We start from the raw sequence: 14,324 nt of genomic DNA, 5'->3' as shown, positions 1-14,324 counted from the left end.
ACGGTCGGTCTAATACATTACAATTACTCATTTATCTCATGAGAAACATTCAGTTAATTTATGTAACAGAGCGTATTATACTATATTTAGCTTAATGGATGAAGGATGATCATGTGATGAAAGTGCGTAAGGCTGAACTTCTGCTTGTATTGGTAACTATGTTTTGGGGCTCTTCCTATCTATTTATGAAAATGGGGTTGAATACGCTGGGAGAATTCAATCTCATCGCACTCCGTTTCGGGCTAGCATTTTTATTAGCCATTTTTCTTTTCCACAAACGTCTGAGGCAAGTGAATTTTCGAACAATTAAATACGGTGTTGTTCTTGGATTTCTACTGCTTGGAGTGTTTAGTTGTATCACATTTGGTCTTAAAACAACGACAACATCGAATGCCGGGTTCCTTGTAGCTTTGACTGTTGTTTTTGTCCCCATGTTTGAAGTTCTGGTTTTTAAGAAAAAGGTCCAACCTCAACAAATTTTTGGTTCCTTTCTAGCTATTAGTGGAATCGGGCTTCTCACACTTACTTCTACACTCCACATACAACCTGGAGATTTGCTTTGTTTATTAGCAGCTCTTTTCTACGCGGTACAAATAATGGTCACCGGAAAAGCAGTTAAACATTGTGATACACTTTGTCTCGGCATTTTGCAGCTCGGTTTTGTCGGAGGTTATGCTTTTATCCTGTCTGTCATATTTGAATCTCCTGCACTGCCCTCTACGATTCCGGGCTGGATTTCGATTCTCGCACTTGGCATCATCTGCAGCGCTTTCGGGTTTATCCTGCAACCAATAGCTCAAAAATACACAACACCCACACGTACGGGTCTAATCTTTTCTTTAGAGCCGGTATTCGCAGCTTTTTTTGGATATTGGTTTGTTGGGGAACAACTCTCCTTGCAGGGATACGCCGGCGCCTGTCTGGTGTTGCTTGGTATACTTGCATCCGAGCTCTTAGGAAAAATATCTCCAGCTAGCTTACTTAAGAAACGCCAAGCCCACTAAAGCCCTTGTGATAACGCAAAAAGAACACTTCTTCTCCTCACAGCTGCACATGCCTGTGAGAAAAAGAAAGTGTTCTCTTTGTTATAACAATATTTCACGGACTTTTTAGTGACCGATCATCATAGCTGGGTCAACCTTCTTAGTTTCTTGCGAGACATTCAAAGGTTGCATCTTCGGTTTGCGTAGAATTAAGCTCAATACAATACCAGCCATCGCAATGAATGAAGCTAACAAGAACACATCATTGAATCCCTGTACGGCAGCGATAAGCGGGTTGCTGCCTTCTTTTAATCCACTCATATGAAAGTCAATTTGGCTGGTTAAATAGCCTGTCATGCCTGCTACTGCAAAAGATACAACCACTTGCTGCGCAGCCGTTGTAAGCGGAGTTACACGGCCTACCCATTCACGAGGAGCAGAATTCAACACATGTGTATTCACAGGCATCATGGTTAAGCCCATGCCTAAACCCATCAGAGCCAGACACATCATAATGACAGGCAGGCTGGTGTCTACTGTAATTCCAGACAACAGATACAGTGCCGTTGAGATAACGCTCAACCCGACAAAGGCTAGAGGACGGGCACCTATCTTATCAAACAGCCGTCCACCCAGCGGCATACCGATACCGGATGATAGTGCTTGCGGCAAAAGAATCAATCCGGTCTCAAGTGGCGTGTAACCCCTGATTTGTTGAAGGTACAAGGGTACGAATAACATGGAACCAAAGAGTGCTGCTTGAGTTACCCAGGATAGAATGATCCCGCGTGTGAAGTCTGAAGAACGGAATACTCGAAGCTCCAGCAATGGGTGTTTGTGACGCAGTTCAACAATAACAAACAGTACAAGTGCAATTCCTCCGACTGTCAAGCCCCAAAGTGCTCCTGTAGAATCCCAGCCTGTGCCGCCGCCCTGATTTACACCATAAGCCAAACTGGCAAAAGCAATTGGTGCCAAGATCATCCCGATGAGATCCAGATGAGGAGCCTGATTCTTCGCTGTCTTCGGCAAATATTTAACTCCAAGAATAACACCGACAATACCAATCGGCAGGTTGATCAAGAAGATCCAGTGCCAGCTAACATACTCCACCAGCCAACCGGATAATACAGGTCCTAATGCGGGTGCAAGCAGCATCGGAATTCCGAGCATGCCCATAATGGATCCACGGCGTTCTGGAGGAGCTAAGCGGAATACCATTGCCATCCCGATTGGAGCTACCATCCCTCCGCCTAAGCCTTGAATAACACGGAAAATAATAAGCTGTGTTGAAGTCTGCGATAGGGAACAAAGCATTGAACCCAGGACAAACATAATAATGGTTGTCAGAAAAACCTGCTTAGAACCGAACTTGTCGGTCATCCAGCCAGCTAATGGAATAACCGCCGACAATGCCAAGGTGTAGCCTGTGATTGCCCATTGAATGGTTTTTAAATCCGATGAAAAGTAGTTAACCAACTCTGGTACAGCTACATTTACAACCGTGCTATCCAGAATAACCATGATCATCCCTACGATGATTGCCATTAGCGGGGGGATGATGGCTTTTAATGAGAACGGCTCCTCAGCAGCGCTTTTCCCGGTAATTGTGTTTGACATTTTGTTCTCCACTCTTCTCTCTAATTAATTGTATTTATGAAAATAATGCTCAAACAATCCATCGATCTGCACATCAATAGATGGAAGATTAAGCATAGGTACACAGAATTTCTGTCCCTCAGGAATAGAGGACGTCATAATAACCGGAAAGACAATAGCCCCATATAATTGCATCAGCATGGTCATAAGCATGTCCTCGTCCTGCTCTTTTGTAATTTCCTGCAAAGCACTGGTGATTTTCTGCATTCTCATCATTTTGCAATAACGCATATACTCATCCTGCGATGCCATGATATGGGGAGTTTCATCCAACATCTGTCTAGCTAATCCAGGATGCTCTTTAAGCTTCTCAATGTAACGCATGAAAAATGTCTTCAACCGTTCCTTCGGTGGCAAAGAATTATCATCTAATGCGCTAAAGGCATCATCGAATGTGGAAATCAGTACACGAACAGCATCTGACAGGAGATTCTCCTTAGAACCATAATGATAATTGACTAATGCAAGGTTAATATCCGCTCTTGCTGCTATTTTCCGAAGAGAAGTACATGAGAATCCTTGTTCCCGAATTAACTCAACGGTGGCATTTAATATACTTTGCTTCGTATCCTTATTCGAAGAGGCTTCAATGTTATTACCTGTGGACATGATCTTCCGTATCTCCTTCCCTGTTAGATGAAAATTGAAATAATTTAAACAGCGTTTAATTTATTTTCTAAATCTACTCCGATACGCGCTATGTGTCAAGTGAAAATCACACTAAGTAGATTTACCTGGGGTGAACCCTTGCATCCGCATGGTGTTGAAAAACGATTAGGTCTAACAAAAGAAAAGATTCTAAAGGCATTAAAAAAAGACCATGAGTGAAGCAAAATTATTGCCCCAGCCATAAGTCTCAAATAGTTGATCATAAAGATATTCTATTTCAGACGTAATTTCCTGAATCTATAAGCGCAATAAACCATAGCTGAAGGGAGCGCAATCATGAGGCAAAGTGTAGCAAAAATAAAAAACACTTGTGAAAGAGCTATGCTAAAACCGTTGTTATCAGAATAATAATAAGCTGCAAACCCAATCAGCGTTAATAATCCAAATATAAGACCACTCCATTTAAAATTGACAATGGCACGGCTATATTTTTCATAAGAGGTTGCACGGTCTGTATAAATCGGTACTGTTCCAGGTTTAGCGGAGAAAACATGAATATTGGATAAAGAACATACCGGTTCCCAACCGCCTGCCCGAAAAGTATCATAATAATCCTGAAGCTCGTTTGCATCAAGAGTATTATAATCAAGTGAGTATACGATATTCTGTGCCTCTCCTTTACGCAGCTTAAAACCCAAGAACCCAAAGGATTCAAACAACCACCCCTTACTAGCCCAATTCCTCAACTTTTTCATTTCTCTTTCTTCGGCAAATGCTAACCCCCAAGATGCGATATAACGAATTTCTTTATTTCTTCTCATGATCACTAACCTCCTTGGCTTGTTGAATAGCATTCATACCGTGTCTAACCATCCTTGAACGCCGCTCAATTTCATTGTCAATAATCTGTTTTCCTTTCTTTGTTACACCGTAAGGCTTGCGCCGATCATCCTCTACATCTCCGGCCGTAATATAATCTGCAGCGACCATTTTCTTAATTAAGGTGTATAAAGTTGCCGGCCCCATGATTACTTCACCTTCTGTTAGCTCTTCAATGTATTTCATAATCGCGTATCCATGCCGTGGAACTAGCAGCGACAGTAAAATGTAATAGGCTGAATCCGTCAATTGGTCAGTGACCATTGAATTATTTCTAGACAATCACAGTGCCCCTTCCTCTGATAATATGTTCTGTTAATGTATCCACTTCGGATATATCCATAATAGATATATATCCATTGATGATATAGTAGCAAATTCCAATTTATTTGTAAATATAAAACAGCAAAAAGACTGCCCATAAAGGTCAGATTTGACCTTCAAAGACAGCCACAGTATCATTTTCACTCCACATTAAAGTTAAAATATCGGTTGGGATAGGGCTCTTTGATCAGTGTAAAATGCCACCATTCCTTAGTGTACGGCTTAAACCCTTGTTTCACCATAGCGTCCTTAAGCAGCTTGCGGTTCGCTTTCTGCTGCTTGGTAATTAGATTCGTATCGTAATATGAAATGTCACCGAAGAAATCATACGGACTGCCCATATCCACTTCGGTACCTGTTTTTATGTTCACCAGCGTTAGATCAATAGTGCTGCCTCGGGAGTGTCCCGATTTCTTCGCAATAAATCCAAGCTTGAACAAGTTGCGTTTATCCATCTTCGGATAGTATTGCGTTTTCATCTTCACATCCTTTGTATCTAGCGACCACCTTACGAAATGATTTACTGCTTGTTGTGGACGATACGCATCTTGAATCTTCAAGCTATACCCCTTAGATTCGAGATTGTCGCTTACAGCCTTAAGGGCTATAGCCGCTTTACGGGTCATAATTGCTAATGGAGCCTTATAGCCGTCGATCCGTGTTCCTACAAAATTGTTCTCCCCGTAATAACGAATGTCATAATGAGCAGATGGGATCATGTCATTTAAATAGACGAAGCCTTGAGGAAAAGAATACTTTTTGATTATATCCTTATTCGGTGTACTCTCAGCAATAGCTGAAGTTCCAAATGAGATGCTAATACCGGATACTGCTACAACCAAGCTAAGGATTTGAAATAAAAAAACAGGCTTCCTGATCCAACGATTAAACCTCATAAATTCAATTCCCCTATACCCATTCTTATTGCTGCGGGCATCTTTCAGTTATTGTAAGGCTTCAACTGATCTTGAATATATTGCTCAACTTCCGCTGTAAGTACATTATTTGTCTTGTCCAGCAGCTTCACAAGGCCATCAATCATCTTTAAAATATCGCTGTCACCGGTTCCCTTGCTCAAGGCAGAATCATAAGCTTTTCTCAGATCGGGATCAATGCGGGTCGGTTTATCATAACCGTAAGCTGGCGTGTTGCTGGAGCCGTAGAGCAAATAGCTGACGGACAGATTAATCTTGATACTCGCCGTGCGGTTTGAATTAGGATATTTTTTAATAAAAGACTCTTTTGCAAGCGAACGTGCGATCAACTCATCCCAACTAATCACAATGGCTGCATCAAAAAGGCTCGGTTTATTGGATTCCTTAGCCATGATGTCAATGTAAGCGGCAATATCCTTTTGGATATACGGTTTGAAGACTTTAAAGCCTTCATAGTGCATCACCGGATAATACATTCCTTCACTTGTCTCTATTTTATAGCCCTTATCCCTAAATTCTACTAGGACCGAGCGGATACTGGAATCTTTAATGACACTTAAGAGATAGGTATAAGTAAGCTCACTTCTGTTATAATTCTTCAATTTAAAAGCACTGTCAATCGCCTTTTGTATCTTATCCGGGTAAATCTTTTCAGATATGGAGTTAAGCTGAGCCCTTTGCGCATTTTCAAGATGTAGCGTCATAACGGTACCCCGCCAAATACCGGCCTCATCGATATGATTGATTAGATAGTTCCGTGCATGAGCCAAGCTCGCTGGATTCTTTAGATATTTCTCGAACTGATTGTATACGGTTGCTGATTCCTGTGCACTTACAGACGCTGCCTGAACAGGTAAAGGACTCAATAATATATTAGTTCCTATTCCCGTACTCATTGCTAGGGTCAATCCCAACAGCGCGCTGGTTCTCCATTTCGTTGAGGTGGAATCCTTTGATTTCATGAAATTACCTCCTTAGGATTAGTATCACTCCATAACCTATTGACGCTTAGCCCTTGTTAAATGTTTCTGATTTTTATAACCCTAATAGAAATAAACCGAATCTATGAATACTGGGCTATTTTTTGCCGAATTCTTGTAAATAAGGCCTTCTGAGTCCGCATAGATAAGGAATTCAGGTAAATGGAGTAAATAGCGCCCGCTGGGTCCGTTAAGCTTAAGCATTCATCTTGAGCAGATATCCACGCGTGTTCGTACATCAAGAGGGGAGTGAGTGCCACTAGATGAACGCCTAATAATTTTCGTATGGCTGCGCACGGTTGGAAACTCGAAGACTACACCTACTCCATAGTTGCTACTACACCCCCAAGGAGTAAATCTTAAGTACAGTCGTTTACAGCAAAATAGGAAACCTTTCCTCGATTTTTTCGAGGAAGGGTCTCCTATTTATTGAACCTTGAATTAGTAAGAGAACTTTTTTAGTTGCCTCGATTTCACTTAATGCGTTGATACCTGACTCTTGTGCTGAATGATAACTCGCTTGATAAAAAATGATAGGATAATACCTACAGCCGCCATGATCATGCCAAATATGAAGGCGTTTTGCACGCCCTGTGTGAAGGCAGGTAATAAATGAACGGGATTCTTGGGATCCTCTACACCGGATAAGTAGCTTTTTGAACCGGCTGTCATAATACTAACCGCGAGTGCAGTACCAATGGCACCGGCTACCTGTTGCAGAGTATTCATAATAGCCGTCCCGTCCGGATACAGTTCCATCGGCAGTTGATTAATACCGTTCGTTTGTGCCGGCATGAACACCATGGATACGCCAATCATTAGCGCACTATGCAGTACGATTACGAATATTACCGTGGAAGTGGCCGTAATACTGGAGAAGAACCACAAGGATACCGCTATAATCACCAATCCCGGAATGACCAGCCATTTAGGACCGTATTTATCAAACAAGCGGCCCATAAGCGGTGACATCAGTCCGTTAATAAGCCCGCCGGGGAGGAGCAGCAATCCAGCCTTGAAGGCCGAGTAGTTTTGTCCTTGCTGCAAATACATCGGTAGAATCAGCATAGCGGACAGGATAACCATCATGCAGATCAAGACCATCAACAAACCGACTACAAACATTGGATATTTAAAAGCACGCAGGTTGATCATCGGCTGCTTCATAGATAGCTGACGGTAAACAAACAAACCGAGAGAGATAACACCAGCTATTAATGAAATAATAACTTTAGGGTTTGACCACCCTTCAGCTTCACCGGCACTGCTAAAACCGTACACAATTCCACCAAAACCAATGGAGGACAATACAATAGACAATACATCAATACTTGGCTTCGTCACCTTCGTTACATTCTGCATATAGATAATCCCGAAGAACAGAGCAATAATAAGGAACGGCAAGGATAGCCAGAATATCCAATGCCAGCTCAGGTTTTCAATCAACAACCCTGCAATCGTAGGGCCGATAGCCGGAGCAACCATAATGACAAGACCAATCATCCCCATGGCCGCACCCCGTTTTTCAGGCGCTATAATGACCAGTATAGTATTGAACATGAGCGGCAGAAGCAGCGCTGTCCCCATCGCCTGAACTACTCTAGCGGTAAGTAAAAAACCAAAGGTTGGAGATATTGCCGCCAAAAACGTTCCCAGAATGGAGAAGCATAATGCAGCAACAAACAACTGTCTCGTAGTAAACCATTGTAACAGCAGCCCGGAAATAGGTACGAGAATCCCTAAGGTAAGCAGATATGCCGTTGTTAGCCATTGGGCTGTAGAAGGTGTAATTTCCAGAACTTTCATCAAGTCGCTGAGTGCGACATTTAACGCTGTTTCACTGAACATTCCAATAAATCCACTGAGCAGTAGTGAAATTAGGATGGGAATTGTACGAAACTTTCTTTCTTCTATAGGTAGTGTTCCTTTTAATTCAGTTTCCACTCTTGTATCCTCCTGATGTGTGTTTTTTCTCTTTAGCCAAGCAGTACTGGAATCATCTTAGCCGCTGCAAGTAACGGACGTTCATCCCGATAAGTAAGTGTCTGAAGCAGCGCTCCTTCAAATAAGGAGATGACTACGGATGCTTTATCCGCAGCAGACTGTTCCTCTACACCTTCTTCCATAAGACGTAACATCACTACCTCCTGCCAGTCTTTGAATACGCATTGACATGCCGTTCGCAGCTCCTGACTAATGCAAGAGGTCTCCACCGCTAACCAGAAGCTGAACGGAACTACCCCCTCAAACGAAGTTTTCACCGCATCCATTGCCATTCCTTGGATAAATTCCACCATTGCTTCTGTTGTGCTCCCACTGGTTTCAATAAGGTACCTTAGCTTTTGAGCAACAACTTCACTAGTACGGTTGATACAGGTTAAAGCCAGTTCCTCCTTACCTTTTGGGAAATAATGATATAAGGAACCCTTAGGGGAATCACTATCCTTAATAATCTGATTCAGACCTGTGGCGTGATAGCCTTGTGTGAAGAACAACCTTGAAGCCGTATCGAGAATCGCCTCACGTGAGTTAGGCTTGTTTGACATGCCTGTCACTTCCTTTGCAATTATAACGATTGGTCTACATAATAAAACCATACCAGATTCTATTCGTCAATCAAATTTTAGTTAAATTTTAAAATATACAGGATTGAACGTTGGATAACACTACCCAATTTACCTCAAAATACACATACTATTAATATTCCGATAAGAAAGGTGTGATTTATTCGTGAGTGACATCAGTGACATCTCTAGGGGCATACCCCTCCCACTAGTTAAAACTAATCAGGCGTTCATTGTGCTTTCCGTTCTGCTAACCTGGATCACAAGCCAATATTGGATACTCGCTCTACCTCTGGCTGCCGGATTGACTGGCCTTTTGTTTGGATATAACCCCGTGATTAAGCTAGCGGCGACATTTTTGAGAAAAGAGAAATCGTCCTATCTTCTGGAGGATAGGGACCAGCAGCAGTTTAACCAAAGTATTGCAGTCTTCTGCCTTACTGCGGGTCTGATCAGCTTTATCGCAAGCTGGACTATCGCCGCATACATCTTTACAACGTTAGTGGCTGTAGCGGCAACTGTAGCCATCCTCGGCTTCTGCATCGGTTGCTTCATTCATTATCATTGGAAAATGTACAGCTATAGACGTAAACTAAGAAATCAATAAGTGTGTCCCAAATTAACGGGAGGTTCTAAGGAGAACACTCTCCTTCTTCGCATAATATTTCTGAAACCGGATCGAATACAAGAGTATATAGAAAATCACCATAGCACCGAGAGCATTAAGAATAATAAGGGCTGAATCTAAGCTGAAAAAGTAAGATAGCGTTCCAACACCTACTATAGGAACTATAAATCCAGAGTACGCGGCAAGATAATACGTAGAAATGACTTGGGGACGTTCCTCAGGCTTAGGCAGACTGCCAGCCAGACGCAGACTAACCTGAAAGGTCCACCCCGAACCCACGGCCTGAATGAGAATTCCAATCCACAGAAAGGCGAGCTGAGAGGTCTCACCGGCTACTATAGTAAAGCATGACCCTATTAACAGCATAATTAATCCCCAGCGAATTCTGACCACACTCTTGAGCGGCCAGCGGATTAATTGAGACATAGCGCCTCCACCGAGCAGCAGTAGGATAAGCAGTCCAGAAATGGAGAGATTGGAGCTATGGATCACATTTTTAGTAAAGGAAGGGATTAGGGACAGAACAATCCCGTTTAGCGTAAAGACCATAAAGATTGACAAACCGATAAAGGACCGAAAATGTGCGGAGATCTCCTTTGGTATTCCAAGGGAAATCTTCGACGGTGCAATCCCCTGCTTTACGGAAGAATCCTCTGCGAGAGAATACAGGGCAATCAAGGAACTGATTAACAGCAGACTTAATAAAGCAAAGGGGAAGTGAAGAGGCTGGTAATCCGCATATTGTATCATCAAGCCGCTAATCGCTGGTCCGAGTCCAAAGCCTACCGAGATCGTGATACCTGACAACGTTAATGCGATACCTCTTTTCTCGGGTGGAGTTTGTATAAAAAGGTATGCAGCCGCACAGCCCGTAAATGTGCCATAAGCAATCCCCTCGAACATCCGTCCCACATAAAGCATCCACGCTTGACCCGCTGTCATAAATAGTATTGTGGCCACAAGAGATATCAGCACACTTATGATGAGCACTTTTCGATATCCCCATGACTTCCCTTTCGAACCTACAATTAATAAGGAAGGCAGCAGACAAATCGCATAGGACGCGAATAATAACGTAATCCCCAGGCTGGATAAATTGAAATGATCTTGATATAGCGGGAAAATTGGTGAAGGATAAGTAGCTCCAATTGACATCGCTAGCAGCACCCACAGCATTCTTTTCATTGGTCAATCCTCTCCTACTCTTTTTTATTCTTGAACGTTCGTTCAAAATAAGTACAAAAAAAAATTAAATCACCACAGAAAGCGCTACTTTACAAACGTCCTCTAACACGCTGCGGTCGGGTGCCGTCTTTGCTGTTACATGTATACCTTGCTTGGTAGTAGCTAAAAACCGAGCCAATGCCCGAAGGTTATGCTTACCCTTAATCTCGCCGTTCTTCTGTGCACGCAGCAAAAAGTTGTAGAACAATGTTTCTACATGAATGGAGTAAGCTTCTACTCGATTTGCTACAATCGGGTCGCTTACAGCAACCTCCATTGCGGTATTAGTCATAAAACAGCCGCGTCGTTGGTTCGCATTATTCATAGAGTAATCAATAACTTTGGTGAAAAAACGTCCCAATACTTCTTTGGTTGGACCCTCTTCATCCAATATAAAATAATACTGTTCCTCCGAGTTATGTTGAAATCGATCCAGACAAGCTAAAAACAGCGCCTGCTTATCACCAAAGGTGTCATACAGGCTGCCCCTATGAATTCCCAAATGTGTACACAAATCCTGTATGGAGGTTCGCTCAAAGCCTTTGGTCCAGAAGAGATCCAATGCATTGTCCAGCGCCTGCTCCTGATCAAATTCTTTATGTCTGGCCATAATCTCACTCTCCTTTACTGAATCAGTATAAGTTTTCTTGAACGATCAGTCAAGAAAACTGCAAGAATGAGCCGTTAGGCTCATTTTAATCGATAATATAGCTGGATAATACCTTCTCCGCGGATGAGGCAAAGCTTTTGCCAGCGCCCCAATCTATTTTAAAAATAAGGCTGTTTGAACTCCCCACCGCAATTAACCGAACATTTGTGACTCCCTGCAAATTATCAATGATGATAACAAGTCCTGCCTGATTGCCAGATCTGAAGAAATAACGTTCATAAATTAATGTCCCAATGGAAAGATTAGTCCCAATATTATTTAGTTCCTCGTGAACTAGCTCAGCATTCTCCGACAGCCCAGTCTTGACTAACGACAGGGCTTCTACCGGAGAGAGACTAACATTGAAGCTATCTGTAACAGACATCCCAACACCGCCTTCTCAACTTTTGTTCCTATTTTAATTATGAATCTGAATCTTCTTCTCCAACAACATTCCAGCGATGGCGGTATTTCTCCAAACGGGGGTGCAGACGGGTAGGTGCAGCAGAGAGTAGCAGGCGCAGCTTCACGATCCACTCTTCAAAAGAAGAAAAAGAGGCGAATTGATTTGCCATCTCGGGGGTTAGATAGAGAAAATAAGGAGACGGATAGACATCGGCGATATGGCGGAGTGCAGAGTCAATAGGTGTATACTTCTTGCGTTTTCCTTCCAATCCCTCCACAGTAATGTAGGATCGCCCCTGCTCCCGTTTCCACTCATGCAGCCGGTCCTCTCTCTTATGAAAAGCGAGCACAGGCTCTTTTGACATCCTTCTTACAGTTTCCTCATGCAGCGGATAAAGGACAAGCTTGGTAAACTGGCGATCCACGGCTGCCTTTGCCGCAATTTGCAGCTCTTGGTCAGTTATATGTTCAAATGAGTCGTAAAATACTAGTGTTCCTTTACGTTCTTCTACCGACGGCACGTAACCGAAAGGGACTTGCTGAATGTCTCGTCTCATCGTGATCCTCCTGATTGTAAGATATATACAGCATATCATGCGACATAAGGGTGCGTACAATTCTTCGTAACAAAAAAAGCAATAACGGAAGCCAAAAACAATCGTCATCGCTTTTCATGATGGATATTACTGAAGCTGTAATCCTCTCTCTTCAATTTCAGCCTCTATAGGGACGAACTCCGTATGCATATCATTTACTCTCGAGCAGCTCTGTGCCGATTGTTCCCGGCAGTGAAGTAAGCCAAGTTTCCGTTTTTGGGATATGGAATTTCAGAATTCATAGAACTCTCATTCGAAAAAACTGATCCCATCTGAACAGTTACACCGATTCCCTCCATCTTCAAATAGCTTTCTTTTCGCGTCCACAGCTCATAGAAATACTGCTTCTGTTCATCTGGATTCAAGAAAAAGAACTTTTGCATTTCTGCGGGTGACATCGTATACCTGGAAAGAGAAGGATTTACAACGCCCATCTTCTGAATATCGATACTGACTCGATGGCGTTTTCGACCCACAATTCCAACCACCCAGTTCCCGGAGTGTGAGAGGTTAAATTCCCCTCGACATCCATGGCGATCATTCGGACCATAATATCTCCGATTATAGATCTGCGTAAATCACCCTCACGTTTCAGCCGTTTGCTCACGGGCCTGTGTTCAGAAGATATGTAGGGTAGAATATCCGGTATTGAAAAGGCAGATCCTGATCCAAGTGACACTGCTATAACCTGCATGGACATTAACGCCTCCTTCTAACTACATAACCAAGATAATTATAGGACGAGTATTTTATATAGGGTTTACCATCCAGTAATGCACTATTCGTACCCATTTTGTGCTATCTATTTATCCAAGCATCTTACTACGAGCATATGAAGCAGCCCCAATGGTTCCTGCACGGTTTCCCAGCTCCGCTTGAACAATTCTGCATTTACTTCCGGAAAGCTTGAGGGCATGATTGCTCACAGTTTCGCGAACGGTATTCAACAATCTGTCCCCCGCTGCTGCCATACCTCCACCGACAATGACGAGCTCTGGGTTAAGCATATTTATAACATTGGACAAGCCAAAACCAAGCACGCTGCCCGTTTCATGCATCACCTCAATAGCCAAGGCATCTTCAAGATCATAAGCTTTGGAGATCATTACAGCTTGTATTGCTTCAGGATCATGATTGACCCACTCCTGAATAATGCTTGTTCTACCTTCACGCAACTTCTCCTTAAAGGTATTCACCATCCCTACCGCTGACACATATCTGCCCAAGCAACCAGAGCTACCACATTTACAAGGACGCCCGACTCTATACATATTCATATGTCCGATTTCCCCCGCACTGTATGATGTACCATACAATACTTTTCCCTCGTTAACGATCCCAGAACCAAGTCCAGTCCCAAGTGTGATCAAAATGAGGTTGTTATATCCCCTACCAGCACCGTGAAGCCATTCTCCATACAAATTAACCCTCACATCATTATCTATGAAAACAGGAAAGTCATAATAATCCTTCATCTCATTAATAATATGTATATGGTCCCAGTCCGGAAAGTTTGGTGAAAATATAGACAATCCCTCCACAGGATCTAAAAGACCTGGTATGCCTATCCCCATTCCTTTAATGTCTTCCAATGATAAATTCGTTTTCACTATTAGTACACGAACGGCTTCGCGTATGCGACTCAGTACATGTTGCGGCCCTAGACCAGCCTCGGTTGGAATCGAGATCTCATTAATTGCCCTAAGGTCCGAATGGTATATCCCTGCTTTAATATTGGTTCCGCCTAGATCAATACCTACTAAGTAATTTTTCATAAACTCACTCCATTAGTAATTTATCAATACATTATCTTCCATTATGCCGAACTGAACGCAAATTTGATAGTTTAATAATATAGGTTTGAGGCATTTTTCCAATATTCCGTGGAT

The 14,324-nt window shown here is 42.7% G+C and carries 16 protein-coding genes; 2 read left to right on the top strand and 14 right to left on the bottom strand.

All coding sequences use genetic code 11. The features are described 5' to 3' along the window. Nucleotides 1-116 precede the first annotated feature (116 nt). Entirely contained in the window at nucleotides 117-1,004 is an 888-nt protein-coding gene (locus J2T20_RS13130; RefSeq protein WP_307588970.1) for a DMT family transporter, read from the top strand. A gap of 105 nt (nucleotides 1,005-1,109) precedes the next feature. On the opposite strand, the gene J2T20_RS13125 is transcribed toward J2T20_RS13130, so the two are convergent. From J2T20_RS13125 to J2T20_RS13090, 8 genes are all read right to left on the bottom strand, one after another. Continuing rightward, nucleotides 1,110-2,603, bottom strand: coding sequence for a DHA2 family efflux MFS transporter permease subunit (locus J2T20_RS13125; protein ID WP_307588968.1), 1,494 nt, complete (start codon nucleotides 2,601-2,603; stop codon nucleotides 1,110-1,112). A 24-nt stretch (nucleotides 2,604-2,627) separates the two neighbouring features. Then, nucleotides 2,628-3,251, bottom strand: coding sequence for a TetR/AcrR family transcriptional regulator (locus J2T20_RS13120; protein ID WP_307588966.1), 624 nt, complete (start codon nucleotides 3,249-3,251; stop codon nucleotides 2,628-2,630). 272 nt (nucleotides 3,252-3,523) lie between these two features. Next, nucleotides 3,524-4,072, bottom strand: coding sequence for a DUF2812 domain-containing protein (locus J2T20_RS13115; RefSeq protein ID WP_307588965.1), 549 nt, complete (start codon nucleotides 4,070-4,072; stop codon nucleotides 3,524-3,526). After that, entirely contained in the window at nucleotides 4,059-4,412 is a 354-nt protein-coding gene (locus J2T20_RS13110) for a PadR family transcriptional regulator (RefSeq protein ID WP_307588964.1), read from the bottom strand. Before J2T20_RS13110 ends, J2T20_RS13115 begins: the two co-directional genes overlap by 14 nt. A 182-nt stretch (nucleotides 4,413-4,594) precedes the next feature. Beyond that, nucleotides 4,595-5,350 carry a M15 family metallopeptidase gene (locus J2T20_RS13105; protein WP_307588963.1) on the bottom strand — a complete coding sequence of 252 codons (756 nt, stop codon included), beginning with the start codon at nucleotides 5,348-5,350 and terminating at the stop codon, nucleotides 4,595-4,597. Nucleotides 5,351-5,394: 44 nt separating this feature from the next. Beyond that, nucleotides 5,395-6,351: a hypothetical protein gene (locus J2T20_RS13100; protein WP_307588961.1), complete on the bottom strand. Its 957-nt coding sequence runs from the start codon at nucleotides 6,349-6,351 to the stop codon at nucleotides 5,395-5,397. Nucleotides 6,352-6,846: 495 nt separating this feature from the next. Then, nucleotides 6,847-8,283: a DHA2 family efflux MFS transporter permease subunit gene (locus tag J2T20_RS13095; RefSeq protein ID WP_307589069.1), complete on the bottom strand. Its 1,437-nt coding sequence runs from the start codon at nucleotides 8,281-8,283 to the stop codon at nucleotides 6,847-6,849. 62 nt (nucleotides 8,284-8,345) lie between these two features. After that, entirely contained in the window at nucleotides 8,346-8,915 is a 570-nt protein-coding gene (locus J2T20_RS13090; RefSeq protein WP_307588959.1) for a TetR/AcrR family transcriptional regulator, read from the bottom strand. Nucleotides 8,916-9,108: 193 nt separating this feature from the next. On the opposite strand from J2T20_RS13090, the gene J2T20_RS13085 reads away from it, so the two are divergent. Next, on the top strand, nucleotides 9,109-9,540 hold the full coding sequence (locus J2T20_RS13085) for a DUF4395 domain-containing protein (RefSeq protein WP_307589067.1): 432 nt from the start codon (nucleotides 9,109-9,111) through the stop codon (nucleotides 9,538-9,540). 12 nt (nucleotides 9,541-9,552) lie between these two features. Here the strand turns inward: J2T20_RS13085 and J2T20_RS13080 are convergent, their stop codons facing one another. From J2T20_RS13080 to J2T20_RS13055, 6 genes are all read right to left on the bottom strand, one after another. Then, nucleotides 9,553-10,746 carry an MFS transporter gene (locus J2T20_RS13080; protein ID WP_307588957.1) on the bottom strand — a complete coding sequence of 398 codons (1,194 nt, stop codon included), beginning with the start codon at nucleotides 10,744-10,746 and terminating at the stop codon, nucleotides 9,553-9,555. 64 nt (nucleotides 10,747-10,810) lie between these two features. Then, complete coding sequence (locus J2T20_RS13075) at nucleotides 10,811-11,395, bottom strand: TetR/AcrR family transcriptional regulator (RefSeq protein WP_307588955.1); 585 nt, start codon at nucleotides 11,393-11,395, stop codon at nucleotides 10,811-10,813. An 85-nt stretch (nucleotides 11,396-11,480) separates the two neighbouring features. Beyond that, the gene (locus tag J2T20_RS13070) at nucleotides 11,481-11,819 is read right to left on the bottom strand and encodes a DUF6054 family protein (RefSeq protein ID WP_307588953.1); all 339 of its coding nucleotides are present in this window, start codon (nucleotides 11,817-11,819) and stop codon (nucleotides 11,481-11,483) included. A 37-nt stretch (nucleotides 11,820-11,856) separates the two neighbouring features. Further along, the gene (locus tag J2T20_RS13065) at nucleotides 11,857-12,396 is read right to left on the bottom strand and encodes a hypothetical protein (protein WP_307588951.1); all 540 of its coding nucleotides are present in this window, start codon (nucleotides 12,394-12,396) and stop codon (nucleotides 11,857-11,859) included. 194 nt (nucleotides 12,397-12,590) lie between these two features. Next, nucleotides 12,591-12,911 carry a 4'-phosphopantetheinyl transferase family protein gene (locus J2T20_RS13060; protein ID WP_307588949.1) on the bottom strand — a complete coding sequence of 107 codons (321 nt, stop codon included), beginning with the start codon at nucleotides 12,909-12,911 and terminating at the stop codon, nucleotides 12,591-12,593. Nucleotides 12,912-13,241: 330 nt separating this feature from the next. Then, nucleotides 13,242-14,210, bottom strand: coding sequence for an ROK family protein (locus tag J2T20_RS13055; RefSeq protein WP_307588947.1), 969 nt, complete (start codon nucleotides 14,208-14,210; stop codon nucleotides 13,242-13,244). Nucleotides 14,211-14,324: the final 114 nt, after the last annotated feature.

The sequence above is a fragment of the Paenibacillus wynnii genome (genome assembly GCF_030812855.1).
GTDB lineage: Bacteria > Bacillota > Bacilli > Paenibacillales > Paenibacillaceae > Paenibacillus_AQ > Paenibacillus_AQ wynnii_A.
The sequence above is the reverse complement of the archived record's forward strand: the minus strand, read 5'-3'. Positions and strand labels throughout refer to the sequence as shown.